Origin of the sequence: Phyllobacterium sp. 22229, from assembly GCF_052056495.1 — a bacterium.
GTDB classification, from domain to species: domain Bacteria; phylum Pseudomonadota; class Alphaproteobacteria; order Rhizobiales; family Rhizobiaceae; genus Phyllobacterium; species Phyllobacterium myrsinacearum.
The window spans coordinates 126,746-146,771 of the sequence record NZ_JBQEPA010000009.1 but is presented as its reverse complement, the minus strand read 5'-3'; the positions used below and the strand labels follow the sequence as shown (position 1 = coordinate 146,771).

18 protein-coding genes are annotated in these 20,026 nt (G+C 60.1%); 14 read left to right on the top strand and 4 right to left on the bottom strand.

Annotation, left to right across the window (positions count from 1 at the left end; translation table 11 throughout):
- Positions 1-215 precede the first annotated feature (215 nt).
- The 5 genes from ACTJJ7_RS13100 to ACTJJ7_RS13080 are packed head-to-tail and all read left to right on the top strand — an operon-like array spanning position 216 to position 5,601.
- A complete protein-coding gene (locus tag ACTJJ7_RS13100) occupies positions 216-1,232 on the top strand; it encodes a TRAP transporter substrate-binding protein (RefSeq protein ID WP_440967357.1) in 1,017 nt (338 codons plus the stop codon).
- Positions 1,233-1,243: 11 nt separating this feature from the next.
- Positions 1,244-3,145: a TRAP transporter large permease gene (locus ACTJJ7_RS13095; RefSeq protein ID WP_440967355.1), complete on the top strand. Its 1,902-nt coding sequence runs from the start codon at positions 1,244-1,246 to the stop codon at positions 3,143-3,145.
- Positions 3,145-3,948: an SDR family NAD(P)-dependent oxidoreductase gene (locus ACTJJ7_RS13090; protein WP_440967353.1), complete on the top strand. Its 804-nt coding sequence runs from the start codon at positions 3,145-3,147 to the stop codon at positions 3,946-3,948. The genes ACTJJ7_RS13095 and ACTJJ7_RS13090 overlap by 1 nt, the downstream gene beginning before the upstream one ends.
- A gap of 7 nt (positions 3,949-3,955) precedes the next feature.
- A complete protein-coding gene (locus ACTJJ7_RS13085) occupies positions 3,956-4,798 on the top strand; it encodes a PCC domain-containing protein (protein WP_440967351.1) in 843 nt (280 codons plus the stop codon).
- A gap of 35 nt (positions 4,799-4,833) precedes the next feature.
- Positions 4,834-5,601, top strand: a complete 768-nt coding sequence (locus ACTJJ7_RS13080) for an SDR family NAD(P)-dependent oxidoreductase (RefSeq protein WP_105733486.1) — start codon at positions 4,834-4,836, stop codon at positions 5,599-5,601.
- Positions 5,602-5,613: 12 nt separating this feature from the next.
- Here ACTJJ7_RS13080 and ACTJJ7_RS13075 read toward each other — a convergent pair whose 3' ends face one another.
- Positions 5,614-6,660, bottom strand: coding sequence for a LacI family transcriptional regulator (locus ACTJJ7_RS13075; protein ID WP_105733485.1), 1,047 nt, complete (start codon positions 6,658-6,660; stop codon positions 5,614-5,616).
- 350 nt (positions 6,661-7,010) lie between these two features.
- Here ACTJJ7_RS13075 and ACTJJ7_RS13070 point away from each other — a divergent pair, with 350 nt between their 5' ends.
- The 6 genes from ACTJJ7_RS13070 (at position 7,011) to ACTJJ7_RS13045 (ending at position 13,148) form a co-directional block, all read left to right on the top strand.
- A complete protein-coding gene (locus ACTJJ7_RS13070; protein ID WP_130271704.1) occupies positions 7,011-8,255 on the top strand; it encodes an ABC transporter substrate-binding protein in 1,245 nt (414 codons plus the stop codon).
- Positions 8,256-8,329: 74 nt separating this feature from the next.
- Positions 8,330-9,223: a carbohydrate ABC transporter permease gene (locus ACTJJ7_RS13065; RefSeq protein WP_105733483.1), complete on the top strand. Its 894-nt coding sequence runs from the start codon at positions 8,330-8,332 to the stop codon at positions 9,221-9,223.
- Positions 9,224-9,225: 2 nt separating this feature from the next.
- Positions 9,226-10,122 carry a carbohydrate ABC transporter permease gene (locus ACTJJ7_RS13060; protein ID WP_105733869.1) on the top strand — a complete coding sequence of 299 codons (897 nt, stop codon included), beginning with the start codon at positions 9,226-9,228 and terminating at the stop codon, positions 10,120-10,122.
- 6 nt (positions 10,123-10,128) lie between these two features.
- Positions 10,129-11,226, top strand: coding sequence for an ABC transporter ATP-binding protein (locus tag ACTJJ7_RS13055; protein ID WP_105733482.1), 1,098 nt, complete (start codon positions 10,129-10,131; stop codon positions 11,224-11,226).
- A 21-nt stretch (positions 11,227-11,247) separates the two neighbouring features.
- The gene (locus ACTJJ7_RS13050; RefSeq protein ID WP_440967347.1) at positions 11,248-11,994 is read left to right on the top strand and encodes a sugar phosphate isomerase/epimerase family protein; all 747 of its coding nucleotides are present in this window, start codon (positions 11,248-11,250) and stop codon (positions 11,992-11,994) included.
- Between the two features lie 14 nt (positions 11,995-12,008).
- Positions 12,009-13,148: a Gfo/Idh/MocA family protein gene (locus ACTJJ7_RS13045; protein WP_440967346.1), complete on the top strand. Its 1,140-nt coding sequence runs from the start codon at positions 12,009-12,011 to the stop codon at positions 13,146-13,148.
- 58 nt (positions 13,149-13,206) lie between these two features.
- Here the strand turns inward: ACTJJ7_RS13045 and soxR are convergent, their stop codons facing one another.
- Positions 13,207-13,677 (bottom strand): redox-sensitive transcriptional activator SoxR, encoded by a 471-nt coding sequence (gene soxR, locus ACTJJ7_RS13040; protein WP_130271714.1) that lies wholly within the window; start codon positions 13,675-13,677, stop codon positions 13,207-13,209.
- A 149-nt stretch (positions 13,678-13,826) separates the two neighbouring features.
- Between soxR and ggt the strand changes: the two genes are divergently transcribed.
- Positions 13,827-15,572, top strand: a complete 1,746-nt coding sequence (gene ggt, locus ACTJJ7_RS13035; protein ID WP_130271716.1) for a gamma-glutamyltransferase — start codon at positions 13,827-13,829, stop codon at positions 15,570-15,572.
- Between the two features lie 39 nt (positions 15,573-15,611).
- Here the strand turns inward: ggt and ACTJJ7_RS13030 are convergent, their stop codons facing one another.
- Together ACTJJ7_RS13030 and ACTJJ7_RS13025 are read right to left on the bottom strand one after the other, a co-directional pair.
- Positions 15,612-16,787, bottom strand: a complete 1,176-nt coding sequence (locus ACTJJ7_RS13030; RefSeq protein WP_440967343.1) for an aminotransferase — start codon at positions 16,785-16,787, stop codon at positions 15,612-15,614.
- Between the two features lie 11 nt (positions 16,788-16,798).
- Positions 16,799-17,845 carry a LysR substrate-binding domain-containing protein gene (locus tag ACTJJ7_RS13025; protein WP_105733476.1) on the bottom strand — a complete coding sequence of 349 codons (1,047 nt, stop codon included), beginning with the start codon at positions 17,843-17,845 and terminating at the stop codon, positions 16,799-16,801.
- A 223-nt stretch (positions 17,846-18,068) separates the two neighbouring features.
- On the opposite strand from ACTJJ7_RS13025, the gene speB reads away from it, so the two are divergent.
- Complete coding sequence (gene speB, locus ACTJJ7_RS13020; RefSeq protein WP_440967341.1) at positions 18,069-19,133, top strand: agmatinase; 1,065 nt, start codon at positions 18,069-18,071, stop codon at positions 19,131-19,133.
- A gap of 80 nt (positions 19,134-19,213) precedes the next feature.
- Positions 19,214-20,023, top strand: coding sequence for a transporter substrate-binding domain-containing protein (locus ACTJJ7_RS13015; RefSeq protein ID WP_105733474.1), 810 nt, complete (start codon positions 19,214-19,216; stop codon positions 20,021-20,023).
- The last annotated feature ends 3 nt before the right edge of the window (positions 20,024-20,026 follow it).

Sequence of the window (20,026 nt, the reverse complement as noted above, 5' to 3'; positions counted from 1 at the left end):
ACACGCATTTTGATCCATATTGTGGATCATTTTATTGATCTATTGAACTATGGCATAAAAATTATTGCAAGATGCCAGTATTTGTTTATGGTTTTATCCAATTCAAGGAGGAAATGCATTCTACAATATGGACCTGTGATTTGAATCGGCGCAATGGAGGTTGCATCCGTTCAATGAGGTCCGTGGGATGCGCCACGCTGTTCGGGAGGAATCACATGAACAATCTGTCACGCCGCCAGGTCCTGGCCGGCACCGCGGTAACCCTTGTTGCCAGCCCCTTCATCATGCGCCGTCCGGCGCATGCGGCGGAATTTTCCTATAAGTACGCCAACAACCTGCCGGTGTCCCACCCGATGAACATCCGGGCGCAGGAAGCCGCCGACAAGATCAAGGCGGAGACCGGCGGACGCTTCGAGCTGTCGATCTTCCCGTCGAGCCAGCTTGGCTCCGATACGGATACGCTCAGCCAGCTCCGCTCCGGCGCGGTGGAGTTCTTCACGCTTTCCGGCCTGATCCTGTCGACCCTCGTTCCGGCCGCGTCCATCAATGGTATCGGCTTTGCCTTCCCTGACAGCGCCACCGTCTGGAAGGCGATGGATGGCGATCTCGGCGCCCATGTGCGCAAGCAGATCGAGAAATCCAATCTGGTCGCCATGGAAAAGATCTGGGACAACGGCTTCCGCCACATCACGTCGAGCACCAAGCCGATCGTCGCCCCGGATGATCTGAAGAACTTCAAGATCCGTGTTCCCGTCAGCCCGTTGTGGACCTCCATGTTCACCGCTTTCCAGTCATCGCCCGCCAGCATCAACTTCAACGAGGTATACTCCTCGCTGCAGACCAAAGTTGTCGAGGGGCAGGAAAACCCGCTCGCCATCATTTCGACGGCCAAGCTCTATGAAGTGCAGAAATACTGTTCGCTGACCAGCCATATGTGGGACGGCTTCTGGTTCCTGTCGAACCGCCGCGCTTGGGAAGCTTTGCCCGACGATATCAGGACCGTCGTTGCCAAGCACATCAATGCCGCCGGTCTTGCCGAACGCGACGATGTGGCCAAGCTCACCGAAACCCTGCAGGCCGATCTGAAAACCAAGGGCCTTGAATTCAACACGCCGGACCCGGTGCCCTTCCGCGATGCCCTGCGCAAGGCAGGCTTCTATTCCGAATGGAAGGGCAAGTATGGCGAGGAGGCCTGGGGTCTTCTGGAAAAAGTCGTCGGCCAGCTGGCATAGGGGCGAACCCGATGGCAGGGCTCAGACTGACCGAAGGCGCCGTGGCGGCGGAGGGCGAAAGCATTCTTTCTCCCCCGCCCCGCAATGACCATTCCATCGCATCGAAACTCGACCGGCTGCTTGGCCATCTCGTCGAGTTTCCCGTGGCAGTCCTCGTTGTTGCCGAGGTGGTCATCCTGTTTGCGGGCATCATCGCCCGCTATGTCGTGCATCAGCCGCTGATCTGGTCGGATGAACTGGCATCGATCCTGTTCCTGTGGCTCGCCATGCTGGGTGCGGTGGTGGCATTCCGGCGCGGCGAGCACATGCGCATGACGGCACTGGTCGGCATGATGAACCCGCAGCGCCGGGCGTTTTTCGACGTTATCGCCATTGTCGGGGCGATGGCATTTCTCCTGCTCATCGTCTATCCCGCCTATGACTACGCCCATGAGGAAACCTACATCACCACGCCGGCCTTGGAGATAACCAATGCATGGCGCGCGGCGGCATTGCCTGTTGGCGCGGGATTGATGATCGTCTCGGCGCTCATCAAACTGTTTCAGGTATCGAACCTTCGCCATGTCGTGATGGCTGTTGCCCTCATCGGCGCGCTCTCTCTTGTATTGTGGCTGCTTGGGCCTTCCTTGAAGCCGCTGGGCAACATCAATCTGCTGATCTTCTTTGTCGGCGTCGTTGCGGCCCTCGTTCTCAGCGGCGTTCCCATCGCCTTTTCCTTCGGTCTTGCCACCTTCGGCTATCTCGCTTTGACGACGAATGTGCCGATGATCGTGGTCATCGGCCGCATGGACGAAGGCATGTCGCACCTCATTCTCCTCGCCGTGCCGCTCTTCGTGTTTCTCGGCGTGCTCATCGAAATGACCGGCATGGCGCGTGCCATGGTGCAGTTTCTGGCAAGCCTGCTCGGGCATGTGCGCGGCGGCCTGTCCTATGTGCTGATCGGCGCGATGTACCTGGTCTCCGGCATATCGGGCGCCAAGGCCGCCGACATGGCCGCGGTCGCGCCGGTGCTGTTCCCGGAAATGAAGGCACGCGGCGCCAAGCCGGGCGATCTGGTCGCCCTGCTCTCGGCCACCGGCGCGCAGACGGAAACCATTCCGCCCAGCCTCGTGCTCATCACCATCGGCTCGGTCACCGGCGTGTCCATCGCCGCCCTGTTCACCGGCGGCCTCTTACCCGGCGTTGTCCTGGCCGTCATGCTGTGTTTCGTCGTCTGGCGCCGCTACCGCCATGAGGACCTGTCGCATGTCACGCGCGCTACCGGGCGGCAGATCGGTCGGGCTTTTGTCATCGCCCTGCCCGCCCTGGCGCTTCCCTTCATCATCCGTGCTTCCGTCGTTGAGGGTGTGGCGACGGCAACGGAAGTATCGACCATCGGCATTGTCTACTCCATCGTGGCGGGGCTTTTCATCTACAGGCAATTCGACTGGGCACGGCTGAAACCCATGCTGGTGGACACCGCCTCGCTCTCCGGCGCCATCCTGCTGATCATCGGCGCGGCGACCGGCATGGCCTGGGCATTGACGCAGTCCGGTTTCTCGCGCGAACTCGCCGCCGCCATGACGGGCCTGCCCGGCGGCCCCATCACATTCCTTGCCGTTTCGATTGTCGCCTTCATCATTCTCGGCAGCGTGCTCGAGGGCATACCCGCCATCGTGCTTTTTGGCCCGCTGCTGTTTCCGATCGCCCGGCAGGTCGGCGTGCATGAGGTGCACTACGCCATGGTCGTGATCCTTTCCATGGGTATCGGCCTTTTCGCCCCGCCCTTCGGCGTCGGCTATTACGCCGCCTGCGCCATTGGCCGGGTCAATCCCGACGAGGGCATGCGGCCCATCTGGGGCTATCTCGCCGCCCTTATTCTCGGCATCATTCTTGTGGCTGCCGTCCCGTGGATTTCGATTGGCTTCCTCTGATGACTGAACGACTGAAAGATAAAATCGCCATGGTTTTCGGCGCGGGCTCGTCCGGTCCCGGATGGAGCAACGGCAAGGCTGCCGCCGCCGCCTATGCCCGCGAAGGCGCCACTGTCATTTGCATCGACCTGCAGGGGCAAGCCGCCGAGGAAACGGCAGCACTTATCGCGGCGGAGGGCCTTTCCGCCATGGCTGTTACCTCGGATGTCACCAGCACCGCGTCCGTCACAGCGGCCGTGGACGCCGCGATCGAGCGCTATGGCCGGATCGACATCCTGCACAACAATGTCGGCGTCGCCACAGCGGGCGGACCGGAAGACCTCGATGACGAAAAATTCCGGATGTCGCTCGATATCAATGTCGGCTCGGTTTTCCGCACCGCCAAGGCCGTCCTGCCGCATATGAAGGCGCGCAGATCCGGTGCGATCGTCAATATTTCATCGCTGGCCGCCATTCGCTGGACCGGCTATCCCTATTTCGCCTATTACGCGGCCAAGGGCGCGGTCAATCAGGCAACGGTGGCGCTTGCCCTGCAATACGCGCCGCACGGCATCCGCGCCAATTGCATCATGCCCGGCATGATCGATACGCCGCTGATCTACAAGCAGATTTCCGGCAACTATGCCTCGAATGAAGAGATGGTCGCCGCGCGCAACCGCCTTGTTCCGCTGGGGCAGATGGGCAGCGCGTTCGACGTGGCCAATGCCGCCGTCTTTCTTGCATCCGACGAGGCAAAATTCATCACGGGCGTCTGCCTGCCTGTCGATGGCGGACAGAGCTGTTCGGCGGTGGTCGGTGCCTGAGCGCCGGTTGCAACAACCCGGCCCGGCGGCGGCGGAGCGGTTCGAGAGTTTCGCCGGGACCGGGCGTAGATTCAACTTTGAGCTCCAGCCGGGTCTCAGCCTCAATGACGCCATTGCCATCCAGCTGGCCGCTGCCAATCTGCGCGCCGCATCGCTTGTCATCGAAGGCGGCGCTTTTGCTCCGTTCCACTATCTCATGCCGGCACTCTCGACCGATGGTCTTCATGCGGCATGGTACAGCGACATCTTCTCACCGGCGGGCGAAACTCTGATGGAGCGGGGCAATGTCACCTTTGGCGAGCGGGATGGCGCAGCGTTCATCCATTGCCACGCCACCTGGATCGAACCGGATGGCAGGCGCTGCGCCGGTCATATCCTGCCGCATGAGACAATCGTCAGCCGGCCGGTCCGCGCCACGGTCTGGGGTGTCGAGACCATCCGCATGGTGTCGGAGCCGGACACCGAAACAGCATTCACCATTTTCCATCCCGTGCCGGTCAGCGAACCTGCGGCCGAAGACACCGGCCCGCGAACAGTCATCGCCCGTGTCCGCCCGAACGAAGACATCACCGGTGCGCTGGAAGCAATCTGCCGCAAGCATGGCTTTGCCGGGGCGCATCTGCGTGGCGGCGTCGGCAGCCTCATCGGTGCCCGATATGCCGATGGAACCCGCGTCGACGACATTGCAACGGAAGTCTTCATCACCGGCGGGTTTGTTTCGGCAGATGCCCGCAGGACCCGCATAGAGATCACCATGGTCGATACCAAAGGCGGCATCACCCGCGGCGATCTTGAGCGCGGCGACAATCCCGTCTGCATCACCTTTGAACTGTGTCTGGAAGAGGCCTGACGACCTCTTCTTCCGCAACAGAGAGGACCATTATCATGACGACATCCGGCACAGACGAGCGCACCGCTCTTGTCACCGGCGGCGCATCGGGGATCGGTCTTGCGACGGTCCATGCCCTGGCCAGCGATGGCTGGAAGATCGTCGTGGCAGATCGCGACGTGAAGGAAACGGTGAAGGCAGAGCTCGGCAAGGCCTATCCCGGCCGTATCCGGTTTGCGCAGCTTGACGTGACCGACGAGCATGCCGTTGAAGCATTGATGGCCGGGACCGAAGCGGAGTTCGGTTCGATCAGGGGAATTGTCTGCTCGGCCGGAATCGGCCGCGATACGCCGTTTTTCGACACCACGGCGGACATGTTCCGGCAAATCTACGAGATCAACGTCATCGGCACATTTCTGGTCACACAGGCCGGTGCGCGCATCATGGCGGCAAGCGGCGGCGGTGCCATTGTCAATCTCGCCTCGATCTCGGGCATGCGCGGCAATATCGGACGGTCGGCCTACGGCGCATCAAAGGGGGCGATCATCAACCTGACCAAGGTGATGGCGGTCGAACTTGCACCCTACAACATCCGCGTCAATGCCATTGCGCCCGGCCCGGTCGAGACGCCCATGGCCGCCGCCCTGCATACGCCTGAAATACGCGAGGGCTGGAGCAGAACGGTGCCGCAGCGGCGCTACGGCCAGCCAGAGGAAATCGCCAGCACGATCGCTTTCCTCCTCGACGAAAACCGTTCAAGCTATGTGACGGGCCAGACGCTGGCGGTAGACGGCGGCTTCACCGCCGGTGGCCTTATCGGCTAGCAAACCACCCGCCTACTCGGCCTCCGGGTAGCTCAGGCTCTGCAACTGCGTCGGGTCCGTCCCTTCGATGCGCCGCAGCACCGCCCGGGCAAGCTCGCGCCCGGCATGCCGCACGTCTTCGTTGAACACAATGATTTCCGGGCGGAACCATCGCAGGAACTGTGTCGTCTGCTTCGATACCAGATCGATGTCCCGGCCAAGTTTCATGCCCGTTGCCTCGATACCCGCGACAACAGCGACAGTGAGACCGCCGGTACAGCAGATGATGCCATCCGGAGGATTGGGCTGGCGCATGAACATTTCCGTCCGGTTGCGTACATCGTCCAACGAAATGCTGCCGTTCCAATGGTCGAGCATAACGGGCGCCGCCCCGCTTTCCTGCAGGCCCCGCCTGAACCCGTCATCGAGATGCCAGTAATAGGTATGAGCGGGGCCAGGCCCGGCAACCATGGCAATCCGGCGGCGGCCGCGTTCAACCAGGCTTTTCACCGCCGCATAGGCATAGGCTTCGTTGTCGAAGTCGTGGAACGGATGCTCGATACCCATTCGCGTCCGCCCGTGCGTGGCAAAGGGAAAACGATGATCCGTCAGGTAGCGCACGCGCGGATCGGTCGGCTGGGTCTGGGACATGATGATCCCGTCAGCCGATCCCGTTTCAATGATGTAGCGGATGGGCTGCATTGGATCGTTCTCTGGTGAGTACGGCGTCACGATGAGATGGTAGGGTGTTTCTGCCAGGACTTCGGAAATGCCATAGACGAGATTGGAGGTCAGCCCCATGATCTCGCTCTGCGCATTGAGCACCAGGCTGATGACGTTGGTCTTGCCCGTCCGCAGGCGTACACCCGCGCGGTTCGGCCGGTAGCCGATTTGTCTGGCGATCAACTGCACGCGGTTCTTGGTCGCCTGACCGATCTCCGGCGCATCTTTGAGCGCGCGCGAAACAGTCGTCACCCCGAGCCCTGCCATGAACGCAATGGTTTTCAGCGTCGGCCTCTCGCCGTCCGCAAGCGCCGCCACTTTTTCCCCGTCGTCAGGGTGATGCTGCTTGTCGTTCATGCCATTTCAACCGGTTAACAGAATTATTCTCCCTGTATGGACCCGCCAAGAGCGTTCTTCAAGATACCTTCCTCCAGTTTCTGTATCGTTTCAGGTTTTTCATATTTCCAAGTTGTTGCAATGCACCGCGGGCTCAACCGCCGGACCGGTCCTCGCCCTGCTTTGCATAAAAGTCGATAGGCTGTAGACGGGAATTCTTGACATTAACCTCGTAACTAATTGTTTTTATTGCACACGAAGGAGAGTCCTGTGGATTATATTGATGATCGAAAAAAATCAGAGACGCATGATTGCCTCATTCAAAATTTTCAATTACCGTACCTGTAACGTTTCAGATTTGGGAGGATACGATGCGTTATCGAACATCTCTGGCCATATTGGCTGCATCCACATTGTTATGGACAACCGGCATTGCCGGCGCCGTGGATCTGGAGGTCACCCATTGGTGGACATCGGGCGGCGAGGCAGCTGCGGCCAAGGTGCTTGCCGAATCCTTCGACAAACAGGGCGGTGACAAATGGGTTGATGGCGCGATTGCCGGCAGCGGCTCGACCGCGACCCCGATCATCGTCAGCCGCATTCTTGGCGGTAACCCGATGGGCGCGACCCAGCTCAACACCGGCCGCGATGCGGAAGACCTGGTCAAGGCCGGAATGATGACCGACCTTTCGGATCTTGCCGCCAAAGAAGGCTGGGCCGATTTCATCCGCCCGGCAAAGCTGCTCGACGCCTGTAAATATGATGGGAAGATTTACTGCGTGCCGGTCAACATCCACTCATGGCAATGGATGTGGATCAATCCCAATACCTTCAAGGATGCGGGTCTGCCAGTTCCGGCAAACTGGCAGGAATTTGTCGCCGCAGCACCCAAGCTGAAGGAAAAGGGCATCATCCCGCTTGCCACCGGCGATGCCTGGCAGGTCAACGGCATTTTCAACGTCATGCTTCCTTCACTCGGCGGCAAGGACCTGTTCCTGAAGGTCTATCAGGACAAGAATGCCGAGGCCGCCGCCAGCCCGGAAATGAAGGCTGTGTGGGAAGCATTTGCGCAGGCCCGCGGCCTGGTCGATCCCGGCTATGTCGGCCGCTCCTGGAACGAGGCGACCACGCTCGTCATCACCGGCAAGGCCGGGGCGCAGGTCATGGGCGATTGGGCCCAGGGCGAGTTCGGCGTGGCGAAAAAGGTTGCCGGAACCGATTATGACTGCCTGCCGGGTCTGGGCGGCAACGCCATTCTCGATACGGGCGGGGATGCCTTCTATTTCCCCAAGAACCAGAATCCCGAAGTGACCAAGGCGCAGCTCAAGCTGGCGAGCCTTCTGCTTTCGAAGGAAACGCAGGTTGCCTTCAATCTCGCCAAGGGATCATTGCCGGTGCGCGGCGATGTCGATCTGGATGCCGCCAATGCCTGCATGAAAAAAGGCATCGAGATCCTGAAAAAGCCGGAGAATATCCTGCCGTCGCTGAACCAGAATCTGACGGCCGATACCAAGGGGCAGATCGAGGACCTGACCAAGGAGTTCTTCGCCGACGCCCACATGTCCGTCGATGATGCGCAGGCCCGCTTCGTCGATATCATCAAGCAAGCCCAGTAGAACCGACCATCCTCCTCGCTTCCGCCAGTCGCGCAAGCGGCGGGCGGCCGTGCGAAGAGTTGACGGAGAACGCCATGAGTTCCACCGCGCGTCCAAATACATTGTTCAAGAACCTGAATGCCAAGGTTGCGGCTCTGCCGATGATCGCAACCGTTCTTGTGGTCTTCATCGGTTGCACGCTATGGACCGTCGTTTATTCCTTCACGGCATCGCGGGCATTGCCGGAGCTGACATTCGTCGGGTTCGACCAGTATACCCGCCTGTTCAATACGCCGCGCTGGAACATCTCCGCCATCAACCTTGCGATCTTCGGCGTGTTCCTCCTGTTCTTTTCATCGGTCATCGGCTTCATTCTCGCGGCGCTGATGGACCAGAAAATCCGCTTCGAGAACACCTTCCGCACCATCTTTCTCTATCCCTATGCCCTGTCGTTCATCGTCACGGGCCTGGTCTGGCAATGGATACTCACGCCCACCTATGGCATCCAGCGGGTGGTGCGGGACCTCGGCTTTGAAAACTTCACCTTCTCGATCCTCAACGACCAGCGCTATGCCATCTACGCCATCGTCATTGCCGGCCTCTGGCACGGCACCGGCCTTGTCATGGCGCTGATGCTGGCGGGCCTGCGCAACATCGACGAGGAAATCTGGAAGGCCGCGCGGGTCGATGGCATCCCGATCTGGAAGACCTATCTTTTCATCATCATTCCGATGATGCGCCCGGTCTTCATCACCACCATTGTCCTGATCGCCGCCGGTATCGTGCGTGTCTATGACCTCGTCGTCGCGCTGACTGACGGCGGCCCCGGCAATGCCAGCGAAGTCCCGGCCAAATATGTCTACGAATTCATGTTCCGGCGCGCCAACCTCGGACAGGGCCTTGCCGCCTCCACCATCATGCTGACCACCGTTCTCATCGTCCTCATTCCCTGGGCCTTGATGGAATTCCGCGAGGGCAAACGCAAATGACCATGGCAAGCCAAACCACAGCCGAACCACGCGGCAAACGTCCGACGACGACCTTCGCACCATCGACGATCATGATCTACGGCGTCCTGCTGGTGGCGGCGATCTACTATCTGCTGCCGCTCTACGTGATGATGGTTACCTCGCTGAAAGGCATGCCGGAAATCCGCCTCGGCAATATCTTCTCGCCGCCCGTGGAAATCACCTTCCAGTCATGGAGCACCGCCTGGGACAGCGCCTGTACCGGCCTCTACTGCGAAGGCCTGAAGGTCGGGTTCATGAATTCGGTGAAAATCACCATACCGAGCGTCATTGCTTCGATCCTCATCGCCTCGATAAACGGCTATGCGCTTGCCAACTGGCGCTTCAAGGGTTCGGAGGTGTTTTTCAGCATTCTCCTGTTCGGCGCCTTCATTCCCTATCAGGTGATGCTGTATCCGCTTGTCATCATCACCCGCAACCTCGGCATTTTTGGAACGCTGACCGGCGTCATCGTGATCCATACCATCTTCGGCATGCCGATCCTGACCCTGCTGTTCCGCAACTACTTCGCCTCGCTGCCGCCGGAACTCTTCAAGGCGGCACGCGTCGACGGGGCGGGATTCTGGCGCATCTTCTTCCAGATCATGGTGCCGATGTCCGCGCCGATCTTCGTCGTGGCAATCATCCTGCAGGTTACCGGCATCTGGAATGACTTCCTCTTCGGCGTCGTCTTCGCCGGCACGAAAAACGTGCCGATGACGGTGCAGCTCAACAACATCGTCAACTCGACGCAGGGCGTCAAGGAATACAACGTCAACATGGCAGCCACCATTCTCACCGGTCTGGTGCCGCTGCTCGTCTACTTTTTCTCAGGCAAATATTTCGTCAGGGGCATTGCCGCTGGCGCCGTCAAAGGATGACCGCCGATGCAGCAAAGCCCCAGCGTTTCGATCAAGGATCTCTCACTCAACTACGGTTCGGTGAGCGTGCTCAAGGACCTCAACATCGACGTCGCCGATGGCGAGTTTCTCGTGCTGCTCGGACCGTCTGGCTGTGGAAAATCGACCTTGCTCAATTGCATCGCTGGCTTGCTTGAGATCTCGGACGGGCAGATTTTCATCAAGGACAAGAACGTCACGTGGAAGGAGCCGAAAGATCGCGGCATCGGCATGGTGTTCCAGTCCTACGCGCTCTATCCGCAGATGACGGTCGAGAAAAACCTTTCCTTCGGCCTGCGCGTGGCGGGCCTGCCCAAGGCGGAGATCGACAAGCGGATCGCCAATGCGGCTGATATTCTGCAGATCGGGCCGCTTCTGCAACGCAAGCCCGGTGCGCTTTCCGGCGGCCAGCGCCAGCGTGTCGCCATCGGCCGTGCCCTGGTGCGCGACGTCGATGTGTTCCTGTTCGACGAGCCTTTGTCCAATCTGGATGCCAAGCTGCGTTCGGAGCTGCGGGTCGAGATCAAGCGCCTGCACCAGAAGCTCGCCAATACGATGATCTACGTCACCCACGACCAGATCGAGGCCCTGACCCTTGCGGACCGCATCGCCGTCATGAAGGGCGGCTTGATCCAGCAGCTGGACGAGCCGCTCACCATCTACAACCGGCCCCGCAACCTGTTCGTCGCCAGTTTCATCGGCTCACCCTCGATGAATTTCCTCAAAGGCGAGATTGCTGAGAAGGATGGCAAACCTGTCTTCCGCATTGCCGACCTCGACATCTCCCTGGAAAGCTATGCGGCGCAGGAGCCCCTGCAGGCCGGACGCCCGGTCATTTTCGGCCTGCGCCCCGAACACATTGCACTCAGCGACCAGCCCGGCCCGGCCGGACGCTCCTGCAAGGCGACTGTCGATCTCGACGAGCCCATGGGCGCCGACAGCCTTGTCTGGCTGAAAGTCGCCGGCAAAGCCGTGTCCGTGCGCGTCGATTCCGGCCGCCGCTACCAGAATGGTGAAACCGTACACCTCACCTTCGATCCAGCCCTCGCCTCGCTTTTTGACTCCCAGACTGAAGACCGCATCTGACAAACCTATGGAGTACTGACCGTGATCGACTTTTCCTACCAGCTTTACAGTTCCCGCAACTTTCCGCCGCTCGACAGAATTCTTCCGATCCTGCAGAAGAATGGTTATGCGCAGGTGGAAGGCTATGGCGGCGTCTATACGGATGCAGCGGCAACCCGGGCCGCGCTCGATGCCCATGGCCTTGCCATGACATCGGGCCATTTCAGCATCGACCTTCTGGAAAACGAGCCAAACAAGGTGCTGGATATTGCCGGGACACTGGGCATGCAAGCCATCTATTGCCCGCATCTGGCCGTCGAGCAGCGCCCGTCGGACGCGTCCGGCTGGTCCGATTTCGGCAAGCGGCTCGAAGCGGCGCATGCGACCTACAGCAAGGCCGGATATATTTTCGGCTGGCACAACCATGATTTCGAGTTCAAGGCACTGGCTGATGGCTCGATCCCGCAGAAACACATCCTCGATGCGGCTCCAAGCATTTCCTGGGAAGCGGATATCGCCTGGATCATCCGCGGCGGAGCGGACCCGTTCCAGTGGATCCGGGATTACGGCTCCCGTATCAGCGCCGTTCACGTCAAGGACATCGCACCGGCTGGCGAAAACACCAATGAAGACGGCTGGGCCGATGTCGGTTACGGCACGGTCGACTGGAAAGCGCTCTTCTCAGCGCTGAAGGCCACGCCGGTGCGGTATTTCGTTATGGAACACGACAACCCGTCGGATGACAAGCGGTTTGCCCGCCGCTCCATCGCGACGGTCAAGGCCTTCTGAAGAAAGACAGCATCATGGCAAAAACACTTGGTATTGGCATCATCGGCGCCGGCAATATTTCCGCCACCTATTTGAAACTGGGACCCCTGTTCAAGGGCATCGAAATCCGTGCCGTAGCGGACCTCAACAAGAAGGCGGCGGAAGCGCGGGCCAAGGAATTCGGCATCGAGGCACGCAGCATCGACAAGCTGCTTGCAAGCGATGACATCGACCTCGTCGTCAACCTGACCGTGCCGGACGCGCACTTCACGGTCTCGCAGCAAATTCTTTCGGCTGGCAAACATCTCTATTCGGAGAAGCCGCTCACCCTGTCGCTCAAGGACGGCCTTGAGTTGCAGAAACTTGCCAGCAAGAAGGGGTTGAAAGCAGGCTGTGCGCCGGACACCTATCTGGGCGGCGCACACCAGCTCGCACGCAAAGCGGTGGATGACGGCCAGATCGGCACGATCACATCGGGAACCGCGCACGTGATGAGCCACGGCATGGAACACTGGCATCCCAACCCGGACTTCTTCTTCCGTCCGGGCGGCGGCCCGATCCTCGACCTCGGCCCCTACTACATCGCCAATCTGGTCAATCTCATCGGACCCGTGAAGCGGGTAGCCGCCCTGACCTCGATGGCGACCCCCACGCGCACCATTACCAGCGAACCGCGCCGGGGCGAAACCATCGAGGTGACGACACCGACGACCATTCAGGCTCTGCTTGAATTTGCCAGCGGCGCGTCCATCACCCTGTCGGCAAGCTGGGATGTCTGGGCGCACCATCATCCGAACATGGAGCTTTACGGCACCGATGGTTCGCTGTTCCTGCCCGATCCGAATTTCTTCGGCGGCGATGTCAAATTGGCCAAACCCGGCAAGAAGGCGAAATCGCTGAAGAGCTGGGCGCATCCCTTCGGCATTCCCAACCAGAAGCATTCCGTCGGCATGATGGCCAATTACCGTACGGCCGGACTGGCCGACATGGCCGCAGCGATTCTCGAAGGACGCGACATTCGCTGCTCCATCGACCGCGCGCTGCACGGCGTCGATGTCATGGTTTCAATCCTGCGCTCCGGCGAGGAAAAGAAATTCATCGACATCAAGACCAGTTGCACACGCCCCGAAGCACTTGGGATCAAGGAAGCCAAATCCCTTTTGAAGAAGAAATAAGCCTCCCAAGGCTGTTCACCCCCTCTGCCCGGTGCGGCAGAGGGGCCTGGCCCGGAATTCAGTCGATCGCCGGTGATGGATCGAGCAATCGCGGCCCCGGCCCCTGCTCCGACAGTTCATCCCAGGGATTGCGCAAGGGGCATTCCTGCATCGACAGGCAGCCGCAGCCGATGCAGCAGTTCAGCTGATCGCGCAAGCCGATCAGTTTGTTGATCCGATCATCAAGATCCGCTTTCCAGCCCGCCGACAATCGCCGCCAGTCCGCGGAGGTCGGTGCCCGTTCCTGCGGCAGGGTCGACAGGGCTTCGGCAATCGATGCCAGTGGTATGCCCGTCCGCTGCGCCACCTTGATGATGGCAACGCGCCGCAGGACCTCGCGCGAGTAGCGGCGCTGGTTGCCGCGGTTGCGCTCGCTGTGGATAAGGCCCTTGCTTTCGTAGAAATGCAGCGTCGAGACCGCCACGCCGCTGCGCGCCGCCACTTCGCCCACGGTCAATTGCCTGTGCCGCTCACCCGGTTTGATCGTCATGACTCACACCTCAACCTCAATATTACTTCAGGTTTATAGCGAACCAGTCCGGCGTTGTAAATTTGTTGGGTAAGTTGCTTTTCCAGCTGGACATGGCGCGCGAGAGAGGCTCCTCTAGCCATTCCATGATTGCCAGCAGGAGGAAGAGTATGCAGACCCGTTTCACAACGGTGGTGTCTTTCACCGTTTCGCTCGCTTTGAGCACAATCCCCATCACCACAGCCTTTGCAGCATCGCCTGAACCGGCAAAAGCCGAACATGGCATGGTCGTATCAGCCCAGCATCTGGCGTCGCAGGTCGGCGTCGACGTCTTGAAGAATGGCGGCAATGCTGTGGATGCCGCCGTGGCCGTTGGTTACGCCCTCGCCGTTGTCTATCCCACGGCCGGCAATGTGGGCGGCGGCGGGTTCATGACCATTCGCCTCAAGGACGGTAAGACGACCTTTCTCGATTTTCGCGAGCGCGCTCCGCTGGCATCTACCAAAACCATGTATCTCGATGACAAGAGCAATATCGTCAAAGGTCTAAGCCTCGACGGATATCTGGCGGTTGGCGTGCCGGGAAGCGTTGCAGGATTCGAACTGGCGCGTGAGAAGTATGGCACCAAAAAACGCGAGGAATTGCTGGGACCGGCGATCCGTCTTGCGCGGGATGGTTTCGAGCTGGTTCAGGGCGATATCAATTCGTTCAAGGCCGGCAACAAGCGGCTTGCCAAGGATCCGGCTGCTGCAGCCATCTTTCTGAAACCTGACGGCAAACCCTATGCGGTTGGCGAGACGCTTGTTCAGACCGATCTTGCCGCAACACTTTCCGGCATTTCTGACAAAGGCACGGACTCATTCTACAAAGGCGCGACCGCTGATGCGATCGTCAAGGCAAGCCAGGACAAGGGCGGCATTCTCGCCAAGCAGGATTTCGAACAATACAAAGTACGCGAACTGGAGCCGGTGAAATGCAATTACCGTGGCTATGACATCGTGTCGTCACCGCCACCCAGCTCCGGCGGCGTGATCATCTGCGAAATCCTCAATGTGCTCGAAGGTTATCCGCTGTCCTATCTCGGCTACGGCTCCGCCGAAACCGTACATGCGATGGTCGAGGCCATGCGCTACGCCTATGTCGACCGTAACTCAGCACTTGGCGACCCGGATTTCGTTGACAATCCAGTGTCGAAATTGCTCGACAAGGCCTATGCCAAGGAAATTCGCGAGAAGATCAGCCCATTCAAGGCCGGTGTATCGAAAGAACTGATGCCGAAAGGCCTCGGCGAAAGCCACGAAACCACCCACTATTCCATCATCGATGATGAAGGCAATGCCGTTGCCGTCACCTATACGTTGAACGGCTCTTTCGGTGCTGGTGTCGTTGCACCCGGAACCGGCGTGCTTCTCAACAACGAGATGGATGACTTCACCTCCAAGCCCGGCGTTCCCAATCTGTACGGGCTGGTGCAGGGCGAAGCCAACGCCATCGCGCCGAAGAAGACGCCGCTCTCCTCGATGAGCCCGACGATCATTTCAAAGGACGGCAAGCCGTTCATGGTCATCGGCAGCCCCGGCGGTTCGCGCATCATCACCATCACGCTGGAAGCGATCCTCAACGTCATCGATCACGGCATGAACATCCAGGAAGCCATTGACGCGCCGCGCATCCACCATCAGTGGCTGCCGGACAAGGTCTACATGGAGCCCTATGCCCTCTCGGCTGATACGCGCAAAGTGTTGAGCGACATGGGCCACACGGTCCAGATCGACAAGGACTGGTCGATCTGGGGCCAGGCCGCAGGCATTCTCGTCGGCGGCGCCAGTCTTTCGGATATCGAAAAGGGTGGCGGCGCGCGGTACAACGGCGCCATCGACAGCCGTGCCAGCTCAGGCGAAGCAAAAGGCTACTGAAACGCCAGGGGCTGGCAACGCTGTTGCCAGCCCCTGTTGTCAGATGCTGAAATCGATCATGCGGCCGCGCAGCTGACGGATTGTCGCCGCATCGGCATTGGCAAAGGCAAAGCGCAGGAACTGCGTGTGTCCGGCGCCGAAATATTCACCGGGAATGGCCAGTATGCCCGCCTGTCTGGCCAATTGCTCGGCCACTTCGACCGAGGTTTTGTTTGGAAAGGGATGGCGGACAAACGCGAAGTAAGCGCCGATGGCCTCGAGCTTCCAGCCGCCAAGACCGGCCATGGTCTCGCGCAGCGCCTGGGCACGGGTTTCGATTTCCAGCCGGTTGGCGGCGCGCCAGTCACTCAAGGCCGGGAGCGCATGCGCTACGGCAATCTGCGGTGCACGCGGTGCGCAGATCTGAAGGTTATCCATGATCTTGGCAATTTCCGCGACAACGGTTTCACCCGCCGTTACCGCCCCCAGCCGGTGGCCCGGAATGCAGAAGGATTTGGAAAAGCTGTAGAGCTGGGTGAGGTTGTCTTCCCAGCCGCTTTCATTGAAAAGACCATGCGGTGCGCCCGCGCCATCGGCGAGAAAGTCGCGATAGGTCTCATCGAGAATGAGCCAGATGTCATGCTTCCTGCAAACCTCGAAAATTGCGCGGAGCCGGTCGGGTGAATAGACCGCGCCGGTTGGATTGTTCGGGGTGACCAGCGCCAGCGCACGCACGCCCGGCACCAGCGCCTCTTCCACCGCCTGCACAGTCGGCACAAAACCATCTTCGGCACCGCAGGCGACAAAGCCTGCCCTGATGCCAAGCATCGACAGCGTGGTTTCATGGTTGAAATAGAAGGGATCGGTGACAAGCACCGTTTCGCCCGCGGCGGCCACGACCATGGCCGCGCAGATGAAGGCCTGGTTGCAGCCGGATGTGATGTGGACGTTCCGGCCGCTGATGCCGGCGCCATAAAGCGCCGACACATGCGCGCCATAGGCATCGCGCAGCACCGTCTCGCCCTCGATCGGCCCGTAATTGGCATAGGCAACCGAAGACGCCGCTTCGCCCAGCCACCGCAGCATGTCCGGATGCGGCGGATAGCCGGGAACGGCCTGCGACAGATCGATCAACGGGCCATGCCCGCCCGCATAGGCCCTGCCCCAGGCCTGCACGGCCGGAATGGGCGGGGGAGACAGGCGGGTGACAAGCGGGTTCAGCACTGCAGCAGTCATGGATGATCGTCCTATCGGATATCGGCCTTGGCACGCCGCTTCTGCGTGCGGTCCGGCCTTTTGGCTCGTGTTGTGGGAATGGATGGTGGTGCCGCCACACGCTCGGGCGCACTGATCTTGCCGTTGCGCCGCCGGATGATCCTGCGGGCCGAGGTCTGCGGTTCCGTGATGGTGTCGGTTTCCAGCGATGCAAAGAACCAGTCGATGAAAACCTTGACGATGGGCGCATTGCGCACTTCGTTGCGGCAGGCCACGTGGAATGCATCATTGGCAGGCACGGTCAGATCGAAGGGAACGATGAGTTCGCCCTTGGCGATCAAGTTGCTCGCCGTGATTGTATCGCCAAGCGAAACGCCCTGCCCGTAAAGCGCAGCCTCCGTTGAAAGCCGCGCATCGCTCATGAAATGCTGGGCACCGCGCGCAAGATCGGTGGCGTCGGCTGCGGCCAGCCATGTATTCCATTCGCGTCCGTCATCGCCATGCAGGAGAACATGGTTGCGCAGGTCGCGGACCGAGCGCAGCGGGCGGCTGTTGAGCAGCGTCGGGCTGGCCACCGGAAAAAGCTTCAGTGTGCTCCACAAACGCGACCAGCAGTCCGACCATTTGCCATCGCCGTAGAGCACGCAGACATCCACATCAGGCGACTGGAGATGATGCGCCTCATTGGTGGCAATGAGTGTCAGCCGGATATCGGGATATTGTTCGGTGAACTGATTCATGCGGGGAATGAGCCAGAGCGACAGAAGCGCCGGCACGCACGTCACCGTCAATTCGCCCTTGGTCGTGGGGCGTTTCATCAGGGCAGTTGCCGTGGCAATATCCTCGAATGCCTTGGAAATGGTCGGCAGCAGCAGTGCCCCCTGCGCCGTCAGTTTCAGCCGCTGCGCACCGCGCTCGAACAGGCGGACATCGAGCGTTGCTTCCAATGCCTTGATCTGGTGGCTGATGGCGCCGTGGGTCACATTGAGTTCCCGGGCAGCTGCGGTCACGGAACCATGCCGCGCCGTCGCTTCGAAGGCGCGCAGGGGATTCAATGGAGGCAACCGGCCAAGCGTCATGGGAGACTCCAATAGACACCAAATTCAGGTTTGTCATGTGAGATTTTCTCACACTAATCCCTACAACAATGTCAATTGCTTTTCCATCGCCTTTGCATCGATAATGCCGGGAACAAAGGCGAAAAGCCCAGGGGAACTGACAGAAGCGGATCACATCGGACAACCCTCGCATGGGCAATCCCTCCCGCGTTTCCCCTGAGCTTTCAGAGAACGGGATAGTGTCATGACATCATGGGATGAGAAGAAGCTGAGCGATCTGCGGGCCAAATATGGCGAAAGCCATGGCGGCGAGCTGTTCGACCCGACCTTCCGCAAGGTTGCGGACAAGATTTTCTCCAAGAGCGGCACGCGGCTTGCACCCTATGCGGGCATTCCAACGTTCCTCACCGCGCCCTATATGCCGGTCGATGCAACGGCGCCGGATTTCGGCAATCTGCAGGTGGCCATTGTCGGCGTTCCGATGGACCTTGGCGTCACCAACCGTCCCGGGTCGCGCTTCGGTCCGCGCGCCGTGCGCACCATCGAACGCATCGGGCCATACAACCATGTGCTCGGTTGTGCGCCTGTCTTTGACCTGCGCGTTGCCGATATCGGCGACGTGCCCTTCGCCAGCCGCTACCGGCTGGAGCAGAGCCATGACGATATCGAGCGCCGGTTCAACCAGATCGTCGAGGCCGGCGTGGTGCCGCTTGCCGTCGGCGGCGACCATTCGATCACCCATCCTATTCTCAAGGCCGTCGGCAAGAAGCGTCCGGTCGGCATGATCCACATCGACGCCCATTGCGATACCGGCGGCGCCTTTGACCAGACGAAGTTCCATCACGGCGGGCCGTTCCGCAATGCCGTGCTTGACGGGGTGCTTGATCCAACCCGCACGGTTCAGATCGGCATTCGCGGCTCGGCGGAATATCTGTGGGAGTTCTCCTACGAATCCGGCATGACCGTCATCCACGCGGAAGAGGTCACCGGCCTTGGCATACCAGCCATCATCGAGAAGGCGCGCAAGATCGTCGGCGACGGCCCGACCTATCTGTCGTTCGACATCGACAGCGTCGATCCGAGCTTTGCGCCGGGCACCGGCACCCCCGAGGTGGGCGGCCTGACCACCCGCGAAGTGCTGGAGCTGATCCGCGGTCTCAAGGGCATCAACCTGGTGGGCGGCGACGTGGTGGAAGTGGCGCCGCAATATGACGCGACCACCAACACCGCCCATGCCGGGGCACAGGTGTTGTTCGAAATCCTGAGCCTGATGGTGTTCAGTCCATTCGTTGCAGGAAATCGCGCCTGACACACATCAATAAATCGGCCTGACAAACGGTGCGGCGACAGCATTCCGCACCGTCACATAAGAACAAGAAGGGGACTGCCATGACATTCAAGACCACGCTCAAATCATCCTTTGCCGCGCTTCTGCTTTTGGGTGGCGCAACCATCGCCATGACCGCAACGGCCGCACGCGCCGATGCCATCGACGACATCACGAAAGCCGGCGTTCTCAATGTCGGTGTCTTCGCCGACTTTCCGCCCTTTTCATCGGCGAGCGCCGACATGACCCTGAAGGGTTATGACATCGACGTAGCCCAGGCTCTTGCCGACGCATTGAAGGTCAAGCTCAAGACCGTCAGCGTCACCGGCCAGAACCGTATCCCCTACCTCACGGAACATCGCGTCGATCTGCTGATGAGCGTGGGCTACAGCAAGGAGCGCGAACAGGTCCTCGATTTCGCCGCTCCTTACGCGCCCTATTATATCGCGGTGATCGGGCCGAAGGCGCTTGATATCAAGAACAAGGACGATCTCGCCGGAAAGAGCATTGCCGTCAATCGCGGCACGCTGGAAGACACATCCCTGACCGCGGCGGCACCGGCTTCGGCCGACGTGAAGCGCTTCGACAACTACAACGCCGTCATCCAGGCCTTCATCTCCGGCCAGACGCAGCTCATGGTTGTGGGCAACGATGTGGGCGCGCAGGTGCTCGCGCGGCAGGAAGCCCTTGCGCCGGAACAGAAATTCCAGCTTCTGACGTCTCCCTCGCATATCGCCCTGAACAAGAAAGAGGACCGTCTCAAGCAGGCCGTCAACGATGCCGTCGCGAAGATGCTGGCGGACGGCTCGCTCAACAAGAGTTCCGAGGCCTGGCTGAAGACACCGCTCAATCCTGCCAATCTCAAGGATTGACCT